This window comes from Nonomuraea cypriaca (assembly GCF_015645445.1).
GTDB lineage: Bacteria > Actinomycetota > Actinomycetes > Streptosporangiales > Streptosporangiaceae > Nonomuraea > Nonomuraea cypriaca.
In genome coordinates this window covers 1-19,441 of the sequence record NZ_JADOGI010000196.1, presented here as the reverse complement: position 1 = coordinate 19,441, position 19,441 = coordinate 1, and the positions used below count along the sequence as shown (strand labels likewise).

26 protein-coding genes and 1 tRNA gene are annotated in these 19,441 nt (G+C 67.7%); 19 read left to right on the top strand and 8 right to left on the bottom strand.

Going from position 1 to position 19,441, the window contains the following annotated elements; all coding sequences use genetic code 11:
* Positions 1-199 precede the first annotated feature (199 nt).
* The 15 genes from ITP53_RS42135 to ITP53_RS42060 all read left to right on the top strand — a co-directional run bounded on the left by ITP53_RS42135 (position 200) and on the right by ITP53_RS42060 (position 10,514).
* Positions 200-625, top strand: a complete 426-nt coding sequence (locus ITP53_RS42135; protein ID WP_236051750.1) for a hypothetical protein — start codon at positions 200-202, stop codon at positions 623-625.
* Positions 622-969: a hypothetical protein gene (locus tag ITP53_RS42130; RefSeq protein ID WP_195901073.1), complete on the top strand. Its 348-nt coding sequence runs from the start codon at positions 622-624 to the stop codon at positions 967-969. Before ITP53_RS42135 ends, ITP53_RS42130 begins: the two co-directional genes overlap by 4 nt.
* Complete coding sequence (locus ITP53_RS42125; protein WP_195901072.1) at positions 966-1,412, top strand: hypothetical protein; 447 nt, start codon at positions 966-968, stop codon at positions 1,410-1,412. Before ITP53_RS42130 ends, ITP53_RS42125 begins: the two co-directional genes overlap by 4 nt.
* A gap of 115 nt (positions 1,413-1,527) precedes the next feature.
* The gene (locus tag ITP53_RS42120) at positions 1,528-2,244 is read left to right on the top strand and encodes a GntR family transcriptional regulator (RefSeq protein WP_195901071.1); all 717 of its coding nucleotides are present in this window, start codon (positions 1,528-1,530) and stop codon (positions 2,242-2,244) included.
* Positions 2,245-2,361: 117 nt separating this feature from the next.
* A complete protein-coding gene (locus ITP53_RS42115) occupies positions 2,362-2,778 on the top strand; it encodes a plasmid replication, integration and excision activator (RefSeq protein WP_195901070.1) in 417 nt (138 codons plus the stop codon).
* Positions 2,775-3,092 (top strand): hypothetical protein, encoded by a 318-nt coding sequence (locus tag ITP53_RS42110; RefSeq protein WP_195901069.1) that lies wholly within the window; start codon positions 2,775-2,777, stop codon positions 3,090-3,092. Before ITP53_RS42115 ends, ITP53_RS42110 begins: the two co-directional genes overlap by 4 nt.
* 88 nt (positions 3,093-3,180) lie before the next feature.
* Entirely contained in the window at positions 3,181-4,527 is a 1,347-nt protein-coding gene (locus tag ITP53_RS58450; RefSeq protein WP_236051749.1) for a GntR family transcriptional regulator, read from the top strand.
* 122 nt (positions 4,528-4,649) lie between these two features.
* Positions 4,650-5,075, top strand: a complete 426-nt coding sequence (locus ITP53_RS42095) for a plasmid replication, integration and excision activator (protein WP_195901068.1) — start codon at positions 4,650-4,652, stop codon at positions 5,073-5,075.
* Positions 5,075-5,341, top strand: a complete 267-nt coding sequence (locus ITP53_RS42090; RefSeq protein WP_195901067.1) for a hypothetical protein — start codon at positions 5,075-5,077, stop codon at positions 5,339-5,341. Before ITP53_RS42095 ends, ITP53_RS42090 begins: the two co-directional genes overlap by 1 nt.
* Positions 5,338-5,649: a hypothetical protein gene (locus ITP53_RS42085; RefSeq protein ID WP_195901066.1), complete on the top strand. Its 312-nt coding sequence runs from the start codon at positions 5,338-5,340 to the stop codon at positions 5,647-5,649. Before ITP53_RS42090 ends, ITP53_RS42085 begins: the two co-directional genes overlap by 4 nt.
* An 84-nt stretch (positions 5,650-5,733) precedes the next feature.
* Positions 5,734-7,161, top strand: a complete 1,428-nt coding sequence (locus ITP53_RS42080) for an FtsK/SpoIIIE domain-containing protein (RefSeq protein ID WP_195901065.1) — start codon at positions 5,734-5,736, stop codon at positions 7,159-7,161.
* Positions 7,158-7,361, top strand: a complete 204-nt coding sequence (locus ITP53_RS42075) for a hypothetical protein (RefSeq protein ID WP_195901064.1) — start codon at positions 7,158-7,160, stop codon at positions 7,359-7,361. The genes ITP53_RS42080 and ITP53_RS42075 overlap by 4 nt, the downstream gene beginning before the upstream one ends.
* Positions 7,358-8,965 (top strand): replication initiator, encoded by a 1,608-nt coding sequence (locus tag ITP53_RS42070; protein WP_195901063.1) that lies wholly within the window; start codon positions 7,358-7,360, stop codon positions 8,963-8,965. The genes ITP53_RS42075 and ITP53_RS42070 overlap by 4 nt, the downstream gene beginning before the upstream one ends.
* Positions 8,965-9,168, top strand: a complete 204-nt coding sequence (locus tag ITP53_RS42065) for a helix-turn-helix domain-containing protein (protein WP_195901062.1) — start codon at positions 8,965-8,967, stop codon at positions 9,166-9,168. Before ITP53_RS42070 ends, ITP53_RS42065 begins: the two co-directional genes overlap by 1 nt.
* Positions 9,168-10,514: a tyrosine-type recombinase/integrase gene (locus ITP53_RS42060; RefSeq protein ID WP_195901061.1), complete on the top strand. Its 1,347-nt coding sequence runs from the start codon at positions 9,168-9,170 to the stop codon at positions 10,512-10,514. The genes ITP53_RS42065 and ITP53_RS42060 overlap by 1 nt, the downstream gene beginning before the upstream one ends.
* 75 nt (positions 10,515-10,589) lie before the next feature.
* Here the strand turns inward: ITP53_RS42060 and ITP53_RS42055 are convergent.
* Positions 10,590-10,678 (bottom strand) — tRNA-Ser (locus tag ITP53_RS42055).
* A 164-nt stretch (positions 10,679-10,842) separates the two neighbouring features.
* Positions 10,843-11,403: a YceI family protein gene (locus ITP53_RS42050; RefSeq protein WP_195901060.1), complete on the bottom strand. Its 561-nt coding sequence runs from the start codon at positions 11,401-11,403 to the stop codon at positions 10,843-10,845.
* A gap of 105 nt (positions 11,404-11,508) precedes the next feature.
* Here ITP53_RS42050 and ITP53_RS42045 point away from each other — a divergent pair, with 105 nt between their 5' ends.
* On the top strand, positions 11,509-12,003 hold the full coding sequence (locus tag ITP53_RS42045; protein ID WP_236051751.1) for a MarR family winged helix-turn-helix transcriptional regulator: 495 nt from the start codon (positions 11,509-11,511) through the stop codon (positions 12,001-12,003).
* On the opposite strand, the gene ITP53_RS42040 is transcribed toward ITP53_RS42045, so the two are convergent.
* Entirely contained in the window at positions 11,992-12,486 is a 495-nt protein-coding gene (locus ITP53_RS42040) for a SigE family RNA polymerase sigma factor (RefSeq protein WP_195901058.1), read from the bottom strand. The genes ITP53_RS42045 and ITP53_RS42040 overlap by 12 nt on opposite strands.
* A gap of 218 nt (positions 12,487-12,704) precedes the next feature.
* On the opposite strand from ITP53_RS42040, the gene ITP53_RS42035 reads away from it, so the two are divergent.
* Both ITP53_RS42035 and ITP53_RS42030 read left to right on the top strand, forming a co-directional pair.
* Positions 12,705-13,652: a hypothetical protein gene (locus ITP53_RS42035; protein ID WP_195901057.1), complete on the top strand. Its 948-nt coding sequence runs from the start codon at positions 12,705-12,707 to the stop codon at positions 13,650-13,652.
* Positions 13,653-13,660: 8 nt separating this feature from the next.
* Complete coding sequence (locus ITP53_RS42030; protein WP_207757194.1) at positions 13,661-14,449, top strand: MauE/DoxX family redox-associated membrane protein; 789 nt, start codon at positions 13,661-13,663, stop codon at positions 14,447-14,449.
* Between the two features lie 103 nt (positions 14,450-14,552).
* Here the strand turns inward: ITP53_RS42030 and ITP53_RS42025 are convergent, their stop codons facing one another.
* On the bottom strand, positions 14,553-15,734 hold the full coding sequence (locus ITP53_RS42025) for an AAA family ATPase (RefSeq protein WP_195901055.1): 1,182 nt from the start codon (positions 15,732-15,734) through the stop codon (positions 14,553-14,555).
* 278 nt (positions 15,735-16,012) lie between these two features.
* Here ITP53_RS42025 and ITP53_RS42020 point away from each other — a divergent pair, with 278 nt between their 5' ends.
* Positions 16,013-16,471: a MaoC family dehydratase gene (locus tag ITP53_RS42020; RefSeq protein WP_195901054.1), complete on the top strand. Its 459-nt coding sequence runs from the start codon at positions 16,013-16,015 to the stop codon at positions 16,469-16,471.
* A gap of 127 nt (positions 16,472-16,598) precedes the next feature.
* Here ITP53_RS42020 and ITP53_RS42015 read toward each other — a convergent pair whose 3' ends face one another.
* From ITP53_RS42015 to ITP53_RS42000, 4 genes are all read right to left on the bottom strand, one after another.
* Positions 16,599-16,835 (bottom strand): hypothetical protein, encoded by a 237-nt coding sequence (locus tag ITP53_RS42015; RefSeq protein ID WP_195901053.1) that lies wholly within the window; start codon positions 16,833-16,835, stop codon positions 16,599-16,601.
* Positions 16,832-18,373, bottom strand: a complete 1,542-nt coding sequence (locus ITP53_RS42010) for a radical SAM protein (protein ID WP_195901052.1) — start codon at positions 18,371-18,373, stop codon at positions 16,832-16,834. Before ITP53_RS42010 ends, ITP53_RS42015 begins: the two co-directional genes overlap by 4 nt.
* Positions 18,370-19,116, bottom strand: a complete 747-nt coding sequence (locus ITP53_RS42005) for a prolipoprotein diacylglyceryl transferase (protein ID WP_195901051.1) — start codon at positions 19,114-19,116, stop codon at positions 18,370-18,372. The genes ITP53_RS42010 and ITP53_RS42005 overlap by 4 nt, the downstream gene beginning before the upstream one ends.
* Positions 19,117-19,133: 17 nt before the next feature.
* Positions 19,134-19,441: hypothetical protein (locus ITP53_RS42000; protein ID WP_207757190.1), on the bottom strand; the 308-nt coding region annotated here is incomplete at its 5' end.

Below are 19,441 nucleotides of genomic sequence, written 5' to 3'. Positions count from 1 at the left end.
TACCTATCGGAAACCTCCATGACCGAACTCCGCGCCAGCACCCCCGACTCCACACCCGCCGAACTCGCCCCACCACCAGGACCCCACGACTCGAGCACATGATTACACCACTCGGCGGGACGCCACCTTGCCGTGTGGCCGAACCTATATCCCATCGCGCTATATCAGCGTGGGATAGGTAAGAAAAGTATGGGCGTTCATGCTGTCCGGCATGACAACGCCAGTCAGATGTACAGAGTGCGATGGACGGGGCTGGAAGATCGTCACCCGGCGCGGCCATGTGACGGCTTCGGGGCTGGGTCTTGCGGCTTCCGCCCAAGAAGACTGCCTGTACTGCCCCGGTCCGGCAGAGACGCCGCACGAGCGGTTCGAGTGGGAAGTCCGCGTCGATGCGGGGCAGGGTGAGGCGCTGGGGCCGTGCGGATCCTGCGCGTTCCAGGCCACCGCGATGGACGAGCTGCGTAAGGCGATGCGGGCCATGCCGCGTGACGCTGCGATCCGGGGCGGCATCGTGCACAAGGTCTGCGATTTCGGCGCCGGCGCGGACGGCTGGTCGAGTCGCGAGATCTTCCGTGCCTCGCTGGACCCGGCGGGAGCTGTGCGGTTCGAGCGGGTGGCCACATGATCTCCGCTATTGCGATCACCGTGGATCCGTGCCGGTCGGCTGAAATCCTTCAGGAGGCTTTGCGTCGCGATGGCATCAACGCCGATGTCCATGACGGTTATGGGCTGGCGTTGGTATCGGTCTGGGTGGGCCTGGTCGTGTGGTGCGACGGCGCACGCTTTTGGTGGCGTACCGGCTGGAATTCTGAGCGTCGTCGTGTCATTTATGCCTGGCATCCGGCGAGTGATCCTTTTCGGGCGGCTCGGCGTATCGCCCTGCGTTACGCCGAAATTCGCGCCCAGCAACGCGCCTTCGATGTCCGCCAGTCGGGGCACCACGAATCTCCGCCGGCGGAGCCGCAGTGAACTGGGCGAGTATGCGCGTCGGGCGTCGGGCGGTGGTCATCGGTGCCGTGCACAGCCATGCCCGCACACGGGCCCATGCGCCGGCTCTGATCGGCCGTGCTGGGGTGGTCGTGGCGGTGCTGCGCGGCGGGTCGGTCGCCCTGCTCCAACTCGACGACGCCCCGCACGATTTGCCTGGCGGCACCCGGCGCTGGCCCTTCCACTGGGGTGACCTTGCCCTGGACAAGCCTGACGAGGTCACCGCTGATCCGGTTCCGGCGTATGTCGCTGGGTTCGAGAAGACAGCGGTCGGGATCGTTCAGCACGCCGTGCGCCCTGGTGAGGGTGTGGCCTTGTGCTCGTCGTCGGCGGGGCCGTCGCCGGTGTGCGGCTGGTCGCTCGCCTTCTCTGCGAACATTTCCCGTGCTTGCCCGAAGTGTGTTGCGCTGGCCAGCGGTTCTTGAGCCGAGGCCGTGAGGCGATTGCTCCTTTCTGGTCTTGGGTACGGGCCCTGACAAGCGCATCCTCAACCGGTACTGTACTTATGCGCACAAGTGCAAGAGTGAACGGGCGGTTGAGATGAGCATGGATTTCGCCCCTCCGAAATACGCCCAGGTGATGCGGGCCATTCAGGAGCGGATCGAGTCGGGTGAGTACGCCCCGGGTGACATGCTGCCGTCCGAAACGCAGTTGGTGCGTGAGCTTGGCGTCGGCCGTACCACGGTGGTGCGCGCTCTTCAGACCTTGGCCATGCAGGGCTGGATCGAGCGCGAGCACGGCCGCGGATCGTTCGTGAAGGGGCGGCCGGAGAGTGCGGCCGATCGGGTTCGGCCCAGCCAGGCGACGACCGAGCAGGGCGAACGCCCCGATGCCGTGGTGGAGGCGGGGCGTGTTCCGGCTCCCCGGCATGTGGCGCGGCTGCTGGGTGTCGCCGAGCGGACTCCGGTGATCATGCGGAAGCGGGTGGCTCGCCAGGCCGATGTGGTGTCGGCGGTAGAAACCGTGTGGGTCCCGCTGGAGTACGCGCTCGGCACGGACCTGGACAAGTCCGAACCGCTGCGGCGCGGGATCCGGCAGCACCTCCAGGCGGTCAAGCATCTGCGTTTCGATCACATCACTGAGCGGGTGAGCGCGCGCAAGCCCACCAAGGAGGAAGCCGAGTTGCTCGGCTCGTCCAACCCGGTGCTCGGCGTGCTCGCGACCGTGCACGACCCGGCCGGCGCCGTGCTGATGGTCGTCAGCGTGGCCCTGCCCGGGGGCCTGCACGAGCTTGAGGATGTCTTCAAGGTGAGCTAACTCTTACCGACGCCTTCGTCTCAGCCACTTGTGCGGACGAGTTGTGGTCACCTACTCTCAACTTAAGCGGACAAGCGGACGAGCGAACGAAGAGCCGTCCCCAGTGAGAGGAACCCCATGGCACTCCAAGGCCCCATCCCGATCACCTTCGAGCAAGCGTTCCCGCACGGCTGCTTCCTGGTCGGCCAGGTCGAACAGGTCAAGAACTTCGAGGCATCCACCAACGGCAAGACCGTCTACGCCAAGGACAAGACCACCGGTGAGCCCATCTGGCAGGTCCCGGTCATGGACGGCGACACCACCCTCAAGGCCGGCCAGAAGACTGTGGCGGTCAAGATCCTGGCCCCGACACCGCCCGTCGCACCGCCCCCGATGGCCGGTCTGCCGATCGCACCGGTCGAGTTCACCGGCATGACCGTCACCCCGTACGTCAACCGGGCCGGACGACTGGCCTACTCCTACCGGGCCACCGGCATGCGTCCGGCCCGCCCCAAGCAGCAGACGCCCTCGGGCGGTAGGGAGGCTGCGGCGTGAGCTCCAGCCCCTACACCTACGTCACGCTGTCCATGCGGCCCGAGTCCGCGCCACAGCTGGGCGTCTCGTTCTACACGCATGGACTGCGGGTCAGCGCCGGAATGCTGCACAGCAACCCGCGCCCCTACCTAGAGCTCAGCTCCCGCGAGGCGAACGTCCACATCTCCACCACCGCCGCCGGGCCGGTCACCGACGCCGACGTGAGCACCGCCCGCGAGATCTTCAACGCCGCCGCCCGCTACCTGACCGAATGCGAGCGGATGCACGCCGAACAGTCGACCGCCACCAAGGACGCCGACGACACGGCGGCCTGACAGGCAAGGCGGGGCCGCCAGAAGCGGCAACTTCCGGCGGCCCCCGATCTTCTCCCCTGACTTCCACATCACGAGAGGTACCAAGCCTATGTTCAGGCGGCTTCCCGGTGACCAGGCACGCGACCTCGTCACCACCACGCCCGACACGGCCGTCGTCTTCCGCCCGGCCGTCGTCACCACCCCCGCCATCCTCACCATCGTCATCCTCGCCGGACGCATCCTGGCCGGCCTCGTCCGGATGACGTGGCGACACCCCATCGCCACCCTCGCCGCGACCACGCCCGGCGTGCTCACCCTGCTGTACGGCTGGCACACCGCCCTCCTGCTCAGCGCACCGACCCCGGTAGGGCTGATCGCCTGGGCGCTCACCGACCGGGTCTCCTTCGCCCGGTTCGTCGGCTGGCGGCTGCTGGCCTGGTGGCGGCTGATCTGGATCTACCGGCGACATTGGCAACCCGTCATGATCGTCTCCGGACTCGGACGCCACATCCGGGGCCGCGACTACCTGCCCCGCCTCGGCAAGGTCACCTGCACCCCGTGGGCGGACCTGGTCAGTGTGCGCATGCTCAAGGGGCAGGCGGTCAAGGACTGGGCCGACCGCATCGACCACCTCGCCCAAGGCTTCGGCTCCACCTCCTGCCGGGTCGCGCTGGCCAAGCCCGGCCGGATCACCCTGACCTTCCCCCGTACCGATCCGCTGGCCGAACCCATCCCCGCTCGACCCCTGCCCCACGTGGCCACCGTGGGCGGCGTGGAGGTGGGCAAGCAGGAAGACGGACGGCCGTGGCGGCTCAAGGTGCACGGCACACACGTCCTGGTTGCCGGCGCCACCGGAGCCGGTAAGGGCTCGATCATCTGGTCCGCCATCCGCGGGCTCCTCCCGGCCGTGCGGGCGGGGTGGATCGAACGTGAGCACGGCCGCGGGTCGTTCGTCAAAGGCCGGCCCCAGACCGCGGCCGAGATCGTACGCCCCAGCCTGAGCACAACCGAGCAGGGCGAGAACGCCGATGCGGTCCTGGAGGCGGGGCGCGTACCGGCCCCTCGTCATGTCGCGCGCCTGCTCGGTGTCGCCGAGGGAACTCCCCTGACCGCACGGAAGAGAGTGGCACGGCAAGCCGATGTGATCTCGGCGGTAGAGACCATCTGGGTACCGCTGGAACACGCGATCGGCACCGACTTGGACAAGCCCGAACCCCTGCGGCAGGGCATCCGCCATCATCTCCAGTCGGTCAAGCATCTGCGCTTCGACCACATCACCGAGCGGGTCAGCGCACGCAAGCCGACCAAGGAGGAAGCCGAGCTGCTCGGTTCGTCCAACCCGGTCCTCGGCGTGCTGGCCACCGTGCACGATCCGGCCGGCAACGTGCTGATGGTGGTGAGCCTGGCACTGCCAGGAAGCCTGCACGAGCTCGAAGATGTCTTCAAGGTGAGCTAACTCTTACCAGCCACTTACCGCTCAACCACTTGTGCGGACGAGTTGCGATCACTTACGCTCAACTCGAGCGGACAAGTGGACAAGCGAATGACGAGCTGTCCTCCGCTATCGAGAGGAACAACATGGCCATCCAGGGACCCATCCCCGTCACCTACACCATGGTCTTTCCGCACGGCTGCTACATCGTCGGCGAGGTCGAGCCCGTCAAGGACTTCGACGCCTCGTCCAACGGCCGGTTCGTGCAGTCCCGCGACAAGCAGACCGGAGAGCTGGTCTGGCAGGTCGCGGTCATGGACGGTGACCCGACCCTCAAGCCCGCCCAGAAGACGGTGGCGGTCAAGATCCTCGCGCCGGTCCAGCCGGTGCCCCCGCAAGCCATGCCAGGGCTGCCGTTCACACCGGTCGAGTTCGACGGCATCGCGATCACGCCGTACGTCAACGCCACCGGTCGCCTCGCGTACTCGATCAAGGTCCGCGAGATGCACGCCCCCCGCCAGACCACCCAGCCCACCCAGAGCAAGGCTCCGGCCGGAAAGGACGCCGCCTGATGACACGACGCCGTACCCCGCGCAACAGCGTGATCCGGCTGACCACCGGGCACGCCGCCCGCACCATGAACCACCCGTTTGCCCGCCGTGAGCCCGTCCTGGCGCTCGACTTCGGCGCCACCTCCGTCCTGGTCACCACAAACGGTCCCGTGACGGTGGAAGACCTGGAGTTCGCGCGCCAGCTCGCCCACGCGGCCCACCGCTTCGCCCGCTCCGTGGAGCGCAGCTTCTACGGTCTCCCCGACGGACAGGCGGTCGCGGCATGAGTCTTCGCCCGTACACCTACGTCACCCTGTCCCTGCGACCGGAGTCCACGCCGCACGTCGGCGTCTCCTTCCACACGCCCGACCTCAAGGTCCGCGCTGGTCTCCTGCTCAGTAGCCCGCGCCCGTACCTGGAGCTCTACTCCACCGAGGCGAACGTGCACATCTCCACCACCGGAGCCGGGCCGATCACCGACGCCGACCTGACCACCGCCCGTGAGATCTTCAACGCCGCCGCTCGCTACCTGGCCGACTGCGAGCAGCTCCACGCCGAACAGTCGGCCGAGGACGTCACCGACCCGGCGACCTGACACAAAGCGGGGCCGCTGGAAGCGGCAACTTCCGGCGGCCCCTCGGTTCTCCCCTGACTCCACATCACGAGAGGTTCCCAGCTTATGTTCAAGCGGCTGCCTGGCGACGAGGCGCGCAACCTCGTCTCCACCACGCCCGATACGGCCGTCGTCTTCCGCCCGGCCGTCGTCAAGACACCCGCCATCCTCACCATCGTCATCCTCACCGGTCGCATGCTCGTCAGGCTCGTCCGTACGATCTGGCGTCACCCCATCGCGGCCATCGTCCCGGCGGCCCTCGGCTCTCTCTGGTACTTCTACGGCTGGCCGTTGGCGGCGTCCCTGTCCGGGACGGTCGTCTTGGCCCTGATCTCGTGGGCGTTCCTCGATCGGTCGTCCTTCGCCCGTCTCGTCGGCTACCGGCTGCTGGCCTGGTGGCGGCTCATCTGGATCTACCGGCGGCACTGGCAACCCGTCATGATCGTCTCCGGTCTCGGCCGTCACCTACGGGGCCGTGACTACCTGCCCCGGCTGGGCAAGGTCACCTGCACCTCGTGGGCCGACGTGGTCACCGTGCGCATGCTCAAAGGCCAAGCGGTCAAGGACTGGGCGGATCGCACCGATCACCTGGCCCAAGGCTTCGGCGCGAAGTCGTGCCGCGTGGCCCCGTCTCATGCTGGACGGCTGACGCTGACCTTCCCGCGCAGCGATCCACTCGCCTCACCCCTGCCAGCGCTCGCCATACCGGAGGAACCGACGGTGGGACCGGTCGAGATCGGCAAAGGCGAGGACGGGCGGCCGTGGCGGCTCAAGGTGCACGGCACCCATGTCCTCGTCGCGGGCGCGACGGGAGCCGGCAAAGGGTCGATCATCTGGTCCGTCATCCGCTCCCTGCTCCCCGCCGCCAGCGCGGGCCTGGTCGAGTTGTGGGCGCTGGATCCCAAGCTCATGGAACTGTCCTACGGCCGGGGACTCTTCGGCACTCGGTACGCGGCCACACCCGAGGAGTGCGCCGACCTGCTGGACGAGGCCGTCTGTGTCATGCAGAAACGGGCAGCCCGGTTCGCCGGTCTCCAGCGCTCCCACACACCCACCCTCGGTGATCCGTTCGTCCTGGTCGTGGTCGATGAGGTGGCGTTCCTGACCGCCTACCAGTCCGATCGGCAGCTCAGACAACGCATCTCCGCAGCGCTCGCCACCCTGACCACCCAAGGACGCGCGGTCGGTGTCGGTGTCCTGGCCGCACTCCAGGATCCGCGAAAGGAGGTCATGAACATCCGCAACCTGTTCCCCGACAAGATCGCCCTCCGACTCGACGAATCCGAACAGGTGGATATGGTCCTCGGCGACGGCGCACGCGATCGAGGCGCCCTCGCTGACCACATCTCCCCCGTTCCGGAGATCGGCGCGGGCGTCGGCTACGTCCGGCTGGAAACCAGTCCTGAACCCGCCCGGGTGCGCGCCGCGTACGTCTCCGACGCCGACATCTGCGCCATGGTCGACTCCTTCGCCCCGCACGGCGGTGCGGCATGAGGATCTGCTTCCACGGCACCGCCGACGAAATCGGCCTGGTCGCAGGCCGCCCGCTGCTGGTCCTGCTGACCACTCACGACCTGCCCCACATGCGGGTCTTCGAGCTCTACCACCCCCGGGTCCATGCTCACCCACATCTGGAGCGCTACCGGCTCTGCGCCGTGATGACCGAGACCACCGACGAGGGGAGGACCGCGTGACCCATCCGCACGACCGCGCACTTCCCCGGGCCGTCCGACAGGCGATGCCGATGGCCCGGGATGTGCTCGTAGAGGTCGCCAAGCTCCACGGCGTCTGCATCCGGCCCATCCCGCTCAAGCGCCTCGACGTCGTCACCGGCAAGTCCGAGATCATCGACGTACCGTGCGGGGCCACCCTCGACAGCAAGTGCCCACCGTGCGCCAAGCGCAACAAGCAACTGCGCAAGGCCCAGTGCCGCGAGGGCTGGCACCTCGACGCCGAACCCGCCATCACGCCCGACCAGGCCAACGAGGAACAGCGCTGGCTGGTGGAGTTCCGCGCCGACTACCAAGCCCAACGCGACGCCGCCGAAAAGGCCGGCGACGACACCACCGAACTCGACGCGATCATCACCGGCCTGGACGAGGAGATCAACGCCGCAGGCATGCGCGGCAACGTCCTGGGCCGCACGACCGCCAAGCGCTCCCGCTCCACCAAACGGCGGCAGGACGCACCCGACCTGCCCAAGCGCAAGATGACCAGCACCACCCTGGGACGCACCTTCCACGGCACGGACGGCAAGACCTACCGGCCGTCCCTGTTCGTCACGCTCACCTTGCCCTCGTACGGCAAGGTCCGCGACGGCGTCCCCATCGATCCGGACGCCTACGACTACCGGCGGGCCGCTCGGGACGCGCTGCACTTCTCCAAGCTCGTCGATCGCTTCGTGCAGAACCTGCGCCGCGTCGCGGGCTACGACGTGCAGTACTTCGCCTCCGTGGAGCCTCAGAAGCGGCTCGCGCCGCACCTGCACATGGCCATCCGTGGAACGCTCCCACGAGCGGAGATCAAGCAGATAGCCGCCGCCACCTACCACCAGGTCTGGTGGCCACAAGCCGATGAAGTGCTCTTCGAGGGCGAGCACATGCCCGTCTGGCAGGACGGCACCGGCTACCTGAACCCAGCCACCGGCGAAGTCCTGCCCACCTGGGGCCAAGCCCTCGACGCCCTCGATGAGGACGCCGAACCGCTCCACGTCATCCGCTTCGGCGAACAGGTCGATGTCCAAGGCGTCTTGGCTGGCACCCCGGACGCCGACCAGTGCATCCGCTACCTGTCCAAGTACCTCACCAAGTCCATCGGCGACGCCCTCGACGGCGGCCAGGCCCAGCAACAGCACGCGGCCCGCATGCTGGATGCACTCCGCTACGAACCCTGCTCGCCCACCTGCCCGAATTGGCTGCGGTACGGGATTCAGCCCAAGGACGCCAAGCCCGGCATGCTTCCCGGCCGCTGCCGAGGTAAGGCCCACAAGCCGGAACACCTTGGCTACGCCGGACGCCGCATCCTCGTCTCCCGCAAGTGGAGCAACAAGACCCTCGCCGAACACAAGCAGGACCGCCGCACCTGGGTCCTGGAAGCCCTCGGCCAGGCCGACGAGCCCACCGACCCACACCGCTACGTCTGGAGACCCGTCCCGGCCGGAGACGCCAACGTGCCACCGCTCGCCGTACGGCTCCTCCGATCCGTCCACGAACGCCAACGCTGGCGCGCCCACCTCCGCGAACTGGAGGCCAGAGCATCCGGACAAGATCTTTCGGCAATTCGAGGGGAGGCCGCCTAATGGAGCGCCTGTTTTACCGTCCCAAGGACGCCGCCACGGTTCTCGGCATGAGCCGTACGGCTGTCTTCCGACTCATCAAGACCGGCGAACTCAAGTCGATCAAGGAAGACGGCTACCGCTTGGTTCCGCACTGGGCGCTCCACGATTTCGCTCGCGCTCTGGAGGCCAGGGCAGGACTGATGCGGACGGAGGAGGTAGCGTGATGGGGAAGAAGCCGAACGGCCGCTCCTCCATCTACCTCGGCAACGACGGGTACTGGCACGGCTGGGTCACCGTGGGCATCAAGCCTGACGGATCTCCTGATCGTCGTCACCGGATGGCCAAGACCGAGGCCGAGGTAACCCGCAAGGTCGCCCAACTGGAAGGCAACCGCGAGACTGGACAGGTCACCAAGCCGGGACGTGTGCCCACGGTCGCCGAGTGGATGACCGAGTACCTCGACGTGATCTGTGAACGCCTGGTGGCCTCGGGCAAGATGGCTCCGCGCACGCTCACGGACTACCGTTCCAAGGCGCGCCACTGGATCATCCCGCTTCTCGGCCGACACAGACTGAACCGGCTCGCTCCGGAGCACCTCGACACCGCATACACGACGATGCTCGACAAGGGCTTGTCCACGAGCACGGTCCTCAAGGTGCACCGGATCATCTCCCGATCCCTCAAGGTGGCCGTCAGACGCGACAAGGTCACACGGAACGTGGCCACCCTTGTGGAAGCACCCACTGCCGCGGAAACCGAGATCGAACCGCTGACGCGAGAGGAGGCACGTCGGATTCTCGATGTGGCCAAGACCAAGAGGAACGGCGCCCGCTGGTCGGTGGCGCTCGCACTCGGCATCCGTCAGGGTGAGGCCCTCGGGCTCCGCTGGTCGTACATCGACATGGACACGGGGGAGATCCGGGCCTGGTTCCAGGTACAGCGCCAGGAGTGGCGGCACGGATGCGACGACCCGCACGCCTGCGGCGAGGAGTGGCATCGCCGGCCATGTCACGCGCGGTGCAAGATCCACAAGCATCGGCCGACCTGCAAGCCGAGCTGCACCCAGCCGGGTCACGTCTGCTACAAGCGGCCCTGTCTCAAGGACTGCGCCGGTCACGCGGACAAGTGCCCGAAGCGAACCGGCGGTGGCCTCATCTTTCGGCAGCGCAAGGGCAAGAACAAGCTCACCCTCCAGTGCCCGCCCGAACTCCTCGCCCAACTCAAGGCCCACCGCGAAACACAGGATGTCGAGCGGGAGAAGGCGGGAGATCGGTGGGAAGACCACGACCTGGCCTTCTCGACCAAGCACGGCACCGCCATCGAACGTACCGAGGACTGGAAGGTCTGGAAGACCATTCTCAAGCAGGCCGGCGTCCGGGACGTACGGGTCCACGATGCGCGGCACACCGCCGCGACGCTTGTCATCGAGCAGGGTGTGAACATCCGGGTCGTACAGCAGGTTCTCGGGCACACCAGAGTGACCACCACCGAGCGCTACACCCACGTGGCCACGCTCCAGATGAAGGACGCCAGTGACCGCATGGGGCAAGCCCTCTGGGGTTCTCCCTGAAGGGCAACTGCAACCCTGACGCCTACGGACGACAAAAGGCCCTCGACCCGAAATCGGGAGAGGGCCTTTGAGCTGCGGAGGATCGGGGATTTGAACCCCGGATGGTGTTGCCACCAAACCGCATTAGCAGTGCGGCGCCATAGACCTGACTAGGCGAATCCTCCTGGAAGCCATCGCGGCTCAGGACAGCGTACCGGCCTTCTGGCGAGGCGGCAAAGCGATTCCTCCTCCGCCTTCACCAAGAGTTATCAACAGCCTGTGGGTAACTGCCTGTGGATGAAGCCCGCCCAGTACCAGGGCGGGCTTCGGGGCTGTGGACAACGGCCGGTCAGGCGGGGTTGGCCTCGCCCTCGATCTCGACCTTGACCTTCTTGCCGACCAGGACGCCGCCGGCCTCCAGGGCCTGGTTCCAGGTGAGGCCGAACTCCTCGCGGTCGAACTCCGTGCTGATCGAGAAGCCCCACACCGGGACGCCCCACGGGTTGGTGCCGGCGCCGCCGTACTCGACCGTGAGCTCGACCTGCTTGGTGACGTCACGGATCGTCAGGTCGCCGACCACGGTGAACTCGTCGCCCTTGTGGCTCACGACCCGGGTGCTCTTGAAGGTGAGCTCGGGGTACTTCTCCACGGCCAGGAAGTCGTCGCTGCGCAGGTGTCCGTCGCGGTCGGGCATGCCCGTGCTGATGCTCTCCGCCTTGATGGTGAGCTCGGCGCTCGACTCCAGCGGGTTCTCGGCGACCGTGATCGAGCCGCTGAAGGTGTCGAAGTGGCCTCGAGCCTTGCTGACCATCATGTGCTTGACGACGAATCCGATCCGGGTGTGGGCGACGTCAAGGTTGTAGGTGCCGGCGGCGGGGAGGGTCAGGGACTCCCAGGTGCGGGTGCTCATGTGGGGTTCTCCTCAGAAAGACTGCTGTGCGGATGTCTGCGGCAACAGATTTCTACATGAGGAATATTCCATCCGTCAACTATCGTCCGCTAAGGTATGAGCGTGATGAACTTTGACGACCCCCGGCTCACGGCGATGGGCCTGCTGGCCGAGGTGAGTGCCGGCCTGTCAGCCAGATTCCAGCCGGTCTTGTCCGAGGCGCGGTTGTCGGAGATCGACTTCGAGACCGTCATCCGGCTGGCCCGCTCCCCCGGGCGGCGGTTGCGGATGAGCGATCTGGCGGCGCAGACCGGGCTGTCGACCAGCGGGGTGACCAGGGTCGTCGACCGGCTCGAACGCGAAGGGCTGGTGGCCAGGCAGGCGTGCGCCAGCGACCGGCGGGCGTCGTACGCCGTCCTCACCGAGGCCGGGCGCGAGCGGCTGGAGTCCGTGCTGCCTCGGCACCTGCAGGACGTCGACGACTGCTTCACGGGGCTGCTGGAAGCGGCCGAACTGGAGGCGTTCCTGGGCAGTCTGCGCAAGATCCGGGATGTCGTACGCCCCTGCGCCACCATAGGGGCAGAAGCCTCCGTTCCGTCCCAACCGTCGCTACCGGGGTGAGAGTCCCAGCGCGGCCCTGAGCTTGGCCATGCCGCGCGACACCGTGCTCTTGACCGTGCCGACGCTGATGCCGAGCGTCTTCGCGATCTCCGGCTCGGTCATATCCTCGTAATAGCGCAGCACGATCGCCGCCCGCATCCGCTCGGGCAGTTCGTCCAGCGCCTGTTCGAGCAGCTCGTGCACATCTCCGAAGGCCACCGTCTCGGCGGTCGTCTCGGGCAGCTCGTCCGACGGGTACTCCTCCAGCTTGCGCCGCCGCCACTGCGAGATGTTGATGTTCACCATGGCCCGCCGTACGTATCCGTCGAGCGCTCCCCGATCCTCGATCCGCTCCCAGGCCAGGTACGTCTTGGTCAGCGCGCTCTGCAGCAGGTCCTCCGCGTCCAGCGGGTGCCCGGTGAGCTGGTGTGCCGCGCGCAGCAGAGCAGGACCGCGGGTCCTGACGTACTCGCGGAACTCCTCATCCCCGTCCGTGGTCTGCATCAGTGGCCAGAATCGCAGCCGGATGCCCTATTCGGGCTGAACCGGTATTCAGGTTTCGGCCCGCCGACGACAAAGGAAGGCCAAGGTCGGTGGCGGATTGTTCGACGCCGGATGTCACCACCCATCCCCGGGGATGCGTATTTTGCTCCTCTCTGGACCAGTACGGTGTGAGCCGCCTCAAGTCGTGTGAATCTAGTAGGCGGACGAGGGAGGGCCGGATGGGGTATCCGAGCGTTGAGCGCCGCCGGGTGCTCGCCGCAGCCGCGCTCGGGCGCGAATCCGGCGTTCCCGGCCCTCATCCGGACAACGGAGAGCCGCTGCACGCCGTCGCCGGGGAGATCCTGGACGTCAGCCCGCACCTCATCACCATCGAGACCCCGGACGGCACCCAGGAGCGGCTCGTCATCGCCCCCTGGGCCACCGCCTGGCACGGCGCGGACGCGGTGCCCGCCGATCTCGCCGTGGGCGCCATGGTCATGATGCGGACGCTGCGCGAAGGGCGTGTGGTCGAGCGGATCTGGGCCGACACCACCCGCATCACGGGGACGATCCTCTCGGTCAGCGGGCGCAGGGACCTGACGGTCGAGCTCGACTGCGGGCCGCACCGGGGCCACCGTACGATCGTCATCCCCTACCGGGCCACGGGGCGGCTGCGGGTGCGGCATCCCCAGTTCGAGCCGGGCTATCTGTTCGACGCGATCGGGACCAGGCAGGACGGGGCCGCGCTGGCGCTGCTTCCTGCGACCTCGCAGCCCACCTACCCGGCGCGTTCGGTGCCAGCGCCGCCGCCCGCGTACGCCGCTGGGCAGTCGCGCATCTCGGGGACCGTGACCTGGTCGGACACGTTCGACGAGGAAGAGCGCGGCGCGGCCTATCCCATGCTGGAGCGCTCTGACGCCCGTTGCCACGAGGCAGGGACGTCGTGCGCGGGCCTGCCGTACCTCGCCATCGGCTCCCTCCTCCAGGTCAGGAACGTCTGCGCCGGCCGCACCGCGAACGTTCCCGTAGTGGCGTGCGGGTGCCTGGCCGGCCGGTTCTGCGATCGGTGCGTCGAGTGCGACACGTCGCCGCGCGGGCGGATCACGGAGCTGTCGCCGTTCTCCTATGTGGAGCTCGGCGGCGACTTGATCAAGGGGTGCTTCAACGCTCAGATCGGATTGGGGTGACCCGCGTGATGGAATCGCAGCTGCCGCTCCTGATCGTGCTGCTCGTGCTCGGCACGATCGCCAAGGTGGCCACGGTGTGGTCGGGGCGCGAGCCGGGAGCACTGTCCAAAATCGGCCCCGCGGTGCTGGTGCCCGGGCGCATGCAGGCCCCCGCGTTGCTGCTCTGCGCGGTGGTTGAGGCGGTCCTGGCGGCCGGGCTGCTGCTGACCACACACCCGATCTTCCGGTGGGGTACGGTCGCGTTCTTCGCGATGTCCACGTACGTGCTGGTGGAGCTGCGCAGGCGGCGGCCGGACGCGGGCTGCGGGTGCTTCGGCGAGGTGAGCTCGGCGCCGGTCGGGATGCGTTCGATCGGCAGGACGGTGGCGCTGACCGGGATGGCCGGATTGTCGGTGTGGGCCCCGGCGCCGGGCTGGCTGGCGGCGACCCAGCCGTCCTGGCTGATGGCCGCCGGGGTGGCGGTGCTCGCCGCGCTGTCGCCGGAGATCGAGGAGATGCTCAACCGCGTGCGGTTCCGCGCCCCCTGCGAGCAGCGCAGGGCCCCCGCCGAGTCGGTCACCCTCTCCCGGCTCAGGTCGAGCGGCCCCTGGCGGGCCCACCGGGGCGAGCTGGCCTCGCCCGAGCCGCACGACACCTGGCGCGAGCTGTGCTGGCGCTTCTTCGCCTTCCAGAACCACGACCAGGACGACGTGGTCTTCGCCGTCTTTCTGAGCGGCCGGCACCCGGCGGTGCGGGTGGCCGTGGTCAGCGCGGTGGACACCGAATCTCTGCCGGAATATACGCCAGTATCGGCCTGACGCTAGAGAGGCTTAGATTCCTCTCGACAGGCACGCCGATATGGCTCTATTGGGCTGTCTAGCTTCCCCACTAGACAGCCCAATAGAGGTCTAGGGGCGTCGCTCACACGGGTTGAGCGCGCAGGAACTTCCCGAAATGCGGCACCGTGAACGCGATCAGGCCGCGCTCGGCGCTGTAGATGAGCCCTTTCTTGATGAGACTGTCACGGGCGGGCGAGAGGCTGGACGGCTTTCGCCCGAGGGCGTCGGCCACGTCGGAGGTGGGCACCGGCTCGTCGCCGATCTGCGCCATGGCGTGCATGTAGTCGCGCTCGGCCGGGGTGGCGCGCTCGTAGCGGCTGCCGAAGAACCCGACCGCGAGCTCCTCCTCCGCCTCCGGTGAGGACACCCTGACGTCCTCGATGGTGATCGGGGTGTGTGGCGCGAGGTCCCAGGCCACCTTGCCGTAGGCCTGGACGAAGTAGGGATAGCCGTCGGCCGCCTCGTAGAGGGCGTCGAGAGCCTCCTGGGTGAACTCCACCTCCTCCTCGCGCGCCGGCAGGATCAACGCGAGATCGGCGGCCTCGCGATCGAGCTTGTCGATGCGCGCGTAGCGGAAGAGCCGCTCGGAATAGCTCTTGCTGGCCGACAGGACGCTCGGCAGGTGCGGCAGCCCGGCACCCACCACGATCAGCGGCCCGCCCGTCTGCGACAGCTCATGGCAGGCGGCGCAGAGCGCGGAGACGTCCGCGGCCTGCACGTCCTGCATCTCGTCGATGAAGAGCGCGATGCCGACCGCCAGGTCGGTGGCCACGCTCGCGGCGTCGACGAACAGCTCGGTGAGGTCGATCTCCAGGTCGCCCGAGTCGGCGCGCCCGCGGCTGGCGGGCACCTCGATGCCGGGCGACCAGTGCGAGGTGCCCTTGGCCGCGCCGGGATCGCGCATGGCGAACGCCTTGAGCACGCCGAGGAACTCCTCGATGCGCTCGGGCGCGCGGTGGCGCGGGGCGAGCTCGCGGATGGCCATGTGGAGCGCCGCCGCGACGGGCCGCCTGATCGACTGGTCGGGACGGGCCTCGATCTTGCCCGTGCCCCACAGCCGCTGCATGGCCATGGACTTGAACGTGTTGAGCAGGACGGTCTTGCCGACTCCCCGCAGGCCGGTGACGACCATGCTGCGCTCGGGACGGCCGCGGGCCACCCGCTCCAGCACGACCTCGAACTGTTGCAGCTCACGGTCGCGGCCGGCGAGCTCCGGCGGACGTTGCCCGGCGCCGGGGGCATAGGGGTTTCGCACAGGGTCCACGCTCTCGGACTTTATTGCCGGATATAGCGGCCGTCTTAGATTTGGGAAGAAAGTGCTACGGCGTGTCCGTGCAGGGGCGGTCGCCAGCACCGTCACCGGACACACCCCCTCTCACCAGGCCGAACCCTTGTTCGATTTCGATACCGAGAACTGTAGCGCGAACTCGAACACCTATGCGATGCTTTCGAGTAAAGATCTTCGCAACAGCGCGCCCCCATCGAGGCGAGGCGGTCCGCGAACTTGGCAGCCGTCCCACCCGAGCAATAGCGTTCGTGACCATGCGGACCTTCGCGAATGTTCAGGAGCTAAAGGCTGCCGTCGGCGAGACGTTCGGCCCCACGGAGTGGCGTACGGTCACCCAGGAGCAGGTCAACCTCTTCGCCGACGCCACCGATGACCACCAGTGGATCCACGTGGACGTGGAGCGGGCCAAGGAAGGGCCGTTCGGTGGCACGATCGCGCACGGCTATCTGAGCCTGGCGCTGCTGCCGTCGTTCATGTTCGAGATGGTCGAGGTTCAGAACGTCGTGATGGGGGTCAACTACGGCCTCAACAAGGTCCGCTTCCCCAGGCCGGTGCCCGTCGGCGGGCGGATCAGGGCCGCGGGCAGCCTGACCGACGTCAAGGGCACCCCGGCCGGCTACCTGTCCAACCTGAAGATGACGATCGAGCTCGAGGGCGAGAAGCGGCCGGTCTGCATCGCCGAGACGCTCAGCCTGTACGTCCCCGCGGAATGATGTTTCACGTGCAACAGTAACGAGCGCTCGTAGATCCCTGGGTTCGTGGAGGATTTCGACGAGTTCGTCCGAGCCCGGGGCGACGCGCTTCTCCGGTACGGCTACGTGCAGTCCGGCAATTCGGCCGTCACACGGTGATCGCCACGATGGCGACGATGGCCAGGAGCCCCAGGTAGGCGAGGATGAGCCGGGTGTCTCTGAGCAGGCACTTGCTCCGGGTCAGCCCGGCTCGGCGCGCCTTCCAGTAACCGGCGAACCCGAGCGCCGCGAACCCCAGCACCGCCCACGGGCCGAGTAGCCAGGCCAGGAGCGCCACGGTCGCGTACACGCACAACCGGAGCGGATCGTACGGCTCCGCCTTCACTGGATCACCTCCAGGCGCGGCCGCGCCGCCGCCGCCGACAACCGTTGCCTCGACAACTGCGGCCAGGCCTGTACGGCGCAGAACGGGGCACACTGGTCCTGCTCGGCCCGCGTCCCCACATGTACGCAGCACTGGGTGAGCCGTTCCTCGATCATGGTGGAGAGATCCATGAACGGTTTGACCGTGATGCGCACCACCCGCTCCCCCAGCATCCTGCGCAGCCTCCTGCGCCTGCCCGGCAGGGCCGACGAGGCGAGCGTGAGGAGGGTGGAGACGCCGAGGTCGCAGTGCTCGCAGATGTTCCGCCACAGGTCGCCGATCTCGGGGTGCGACAGTGAGGACTGCTCCGACAGCAGGCCGAGCAGGGACTCCTGTACGGCCAGGCGCAGCTCGCGCGGGATCTCGGTGTCGGCGATGCGGTTGGAGACCAGGCCCAGGTGCTCCTTGAGCCGGTCGTGGCCGATCAGCTCCACGAGCGATCGCCACTGGTTCGCGTCGTCGCGGATCAGGTAGCCGACCGAGCAGCAGTGGGGGTGGGAGCAGGGCAGTGCGGTGAGGTCGCGCCAGGTCACCAGGCCGTCGGTCTGCGGACCGAGGCGTTTGAGCACGCCCGTGTGGGTGAGCCGGTCCGCGGGGTAGATGACGCCCGATCTCCCCGACCCGAACTGCGGCTGCAACGACACGCCCGCCACGTACGGCGTGTCGAGCGCAACGCGTACGACCTCGCCGATCTCGCCGTCGTTGACGCCCAGCGCGGCGGTCATGACGAGGGTGGTGAAGATCTCGCGTTCGGACAGGCGGCTTACGGCCTGCGCCTTGACGCGGGTCAGGTCGCCGCCGCGGTGGTGTCGTGAGGCGTCCGCCGAGGTGCCGTCGTACTGGAGGTAGACCTCGGTCCGCTCCCGGTGCTCGGTGAGGAGGTCGAGAAGCGAGTCGTCCCTGGCGATGAGGACGCCGTTGGTGTTGATCAGGATGCGGGTGATCGGGCGGCTGGTGAGCTCGGTGAGGAGGGTTTTCAGTTCGGGGTGGAGGGTGGGCTCGCCGCCGCTCAGCATGAGGACGTCGAGCTTGCCGTTCTCCCTTTCGAGGCGCTGGTCGACGTTCGCGAGGATGTCGGGGACGGGGACGATCCCGGTCAGGTCGGGCGAGCTGTCGGCGAAGCAGGTGGGGCAGCGGAGGTTGCAGGCTTCGGCGATGTCTTCGAGGAGGATGCAGGTGTGCTGCGTCTGCATCTCGGGGAGGCCGTGGAGGTAGGCGCTGGGGATCGGGGCGAAGTTCCCCGACAGATCCGGAACGTGCTGCTTTGTGGGGGCGGTCCACTCCTCGAGGTACGCCAGGATTTCCGGGTCTTCGTCGTACAAAGTCCGGATGAGGCCGTGTTGGCGGCATCCGCGTTCCAGCCAGACCTTGCCGTCGCGCTCGGCCAGATAGCCGCTCAGCCGCTCGACCCTGTCGAGATCCTGGTCGTGGCAGTGGGGGCAGAACGCGTTGACGTACCTGAGGATGCGGTCACCCCGCAGACCCATCCCTGCACTCATGTCGTGACCTTCCGTTCGGGTCGCCCGAATAGGGCATCGTAGTAGCCGCGCCTCCAGCCGTACCCGAGCCTGATGGCGAGCAGCAGCAGGCCGGGGACCAGGAACCACTGCGGTCCGGTCAGATCGAGCCAGAGAATCTCGTTGGCCCGGACGAACTCGACGAGGAAGCGGAAGACGGCGTACCCGGCGACATAGAGCGTGAACAACTCGCCTGGCCGGGTGAGCCGCTTGCGCGCCCAGGTGAGCGCCACGAAGGCGGCGAGCTGGAAAATGATCTCGTAGACGAACGACGGATGCATGGCCTGCCCGGTGAGGCAGCCAGGGCATTCGGGGGTGGTCGGTGGCGCGTGTACGCCCCACGGCAGGTCGGTGGGCCTGCCGGGGGCCTCGGTCAGGTGACAGCCGATCCTTCCGACGGCCATGCCCAGCGCCACCGCCGGCGCGAACAGGTCTCCCGTGCGCTCCTTGTAACCGATGATCTTCTTGGCCGCCAGGACGCCCACGTAGGCGCCGGTCAGGCCGCCGAGGATGCTGCGGGAGCCGTACAGCCAGAGGTCCTGGAGGTCGCGCGTCTCCAGCCAGCCCGCCAGCCGCATCCCGATCGCGCCGCCGACCAGGGCGCCGGTGACGGCGATCAGCGACTGCTCGTTGAGTGCGCCGCGCCTCCTGGCCTCCCGTACGAAGACGACGGAGGCCACGAACACCCCCAGGCCGACGAATATCTCGTGATAGGGCATGGTCATCTCGCGATAAGGCATGGTCAGCCGTACAGGGCGGGGTTGAGGCCGGTGCAGATGCCGGCGGACAGGATCGACCAGAGCGCCCATCCGGCCATGAGCCCCAGTCCCAGGCCGCGCGTCCATGATCTTCGTACGAGGACGAGGCCGATCCCGGCGGCGAGGCCTATGAGCGCGAGGACGGCCGTGCCAGCGATCATGTAGGGGGTGTTGGCATGGTCGGCGTCCATGGAGGAGACGAAGATGAGGAATCCGATCACGATGTTGAGGCCGCTGTAGAGGGTCAACCCGACGAACAGCATCCCCACCACCATCCCCACCGAACCACCGC

Excerpts from the sequence above, each read along its gene's own strand:
- ITP53_RS42090 (WP_195901067.1), top strand. The coding sequence starts at position 5,075 with ATGACACGACGCCGTACCCCGCGCAACAGCGTGATCCGGCTGACCACC.
- ITP53_RS42060 (WP_195901061.1), top strand. The coding sequence starts at position 9,168 with ATGGGGAAGAAGCCGAACGGCCGCTCCTCCATCTACCTCGGCAACGAC.
- ITP53_RS42020 (WP_195901054.1), top strand. The coding sequence starts at position 16,013 with ATGCGGACCTTCGCGAATGTTCAGGAGCTAAAGGCTGCCGTCGGCGAG.
- ITP53_RS42080 (WP_195901065.1), top strand. The coding sequence starts at position 5,734 with ATGTTCAAGCGGCTGCCTGGCGACGAGGCGCGCAACCTCGTCTCCACC.
- ITP53_RS42120 (WP_195901071.1), top strand. The coding sequence starts at position 1,528 with ATGAGCATGGATTTCGCCCCTCCGAAATACGCCCAGGTGATGCGGGCC.
- ITP53_RS42010 (WP_195901052.1), bottom strand. The coding sequence starts at position 18,373 with ATGAGTGCAGGGATGGGTCTGCGGGGTGACCGCATCCTCAGGTACGTC.
- ITP53_RS42030 (WP_207757194.1), top strand. The coding sequence starts at position 13,661 with ATGGAATCGCAGCTGCCGCTCCTGATCGTGCTGCTCGTGCTCGGCACG.
- ITP53_RS42040 (WP_195901058.1), bottom strand. The coding sequence starts at position 12,486 with ATGCAGACCACGGACGGGGATGAGGAGTTCCGCGAGTACGTCAGGACC.
- ITP53_RS42065 (WP_195901062.1), top strand. The coding sequence starts at position 8,965 with ATGGAGCGCCTGTTTTACCGTCCCAAGGACGCCGCCACGGTTCTCGGC.
- ITP53_RS42050 (WP_195901060.1), bottom strand. The coding sequence starts at position 11,403 with ATGAGCACCCGCACCTGGGAGTCCCTGACCCTCCCCGCCGCCGGCACC.
- ITP53_RS42045 (WP_236051751.1), top strand. The coding sequence starts at position 11,509 with ATGAACTTTGACGACCCCCGGCTCACGGCGATGGGCCTGCTGGCCGAG.
- ITP53_RS42115 (WP_195901070.1), top strand. The coding sequence starts at position 2,362 with ATGGCACTCCAAGGCCCCATCCCGATCACCTTCGAGCAAGCGTTCCCG.
- ITP53_RS42135 (WP_236051750.1), top strand. The coding sequence starts at position 200 with ATGCTGTCCGGCATGACAACGCCAGTCAGATGTACAGAGTGCGATGGA.
- ITP53_RS42130 (WP_195901073.1), top strand. The coding sequence starts at position 622 with ATGATCTCCGCTATTGCGATCACCGTGGATCCGTGCCGGTCGGCTGAA.
- ITP53_RS42095 (WP_195901068.1), top strand. The coding sequence starts at position 4,650 with ATGGCCATCCAGGGACCCATCCCCGTCACCTACACCATGGTCTTTCCG.
- ITP53_RS42005 (WP_195901051.1), bottom strand. The coding sequence starts at position 19,116 with ATGACCATGCCCTATCACGAGATATTCGTCGGCCTGGGGGTGTTCGTG.
- ITP53_RS42075 (WP_195901064.1), top strand. The coding sequence starts at position 7,158 with ATGAGGATCTGCTTCCACGGCACCGCCGACGAAATCGGCCTGGTCGCA.
- ITP53_RS58450 (WP_236051749.1), top strand. The coding sequence starts at position 3,181 with ATGTTCAGGCGGCTTCCCGGTGACCAGGCACGCGACCTCGTCACCACC.
- ITP53_RS42085 (WP_195901066.1), top strand. The coding sequence starts at position 5,338 with ATGAGTCTTCGCCCGTACACCTACGTCACCCTGTCCCTGCGACCGGAG.
- ITP53_RS42035 (WP_195901057.1), top strand. The coding sequence starts at position 12,705 with ATGGGGTATCCGAGCGTTGAGCGCCGCCGGGTGCTCGCCGCAGCCGCG.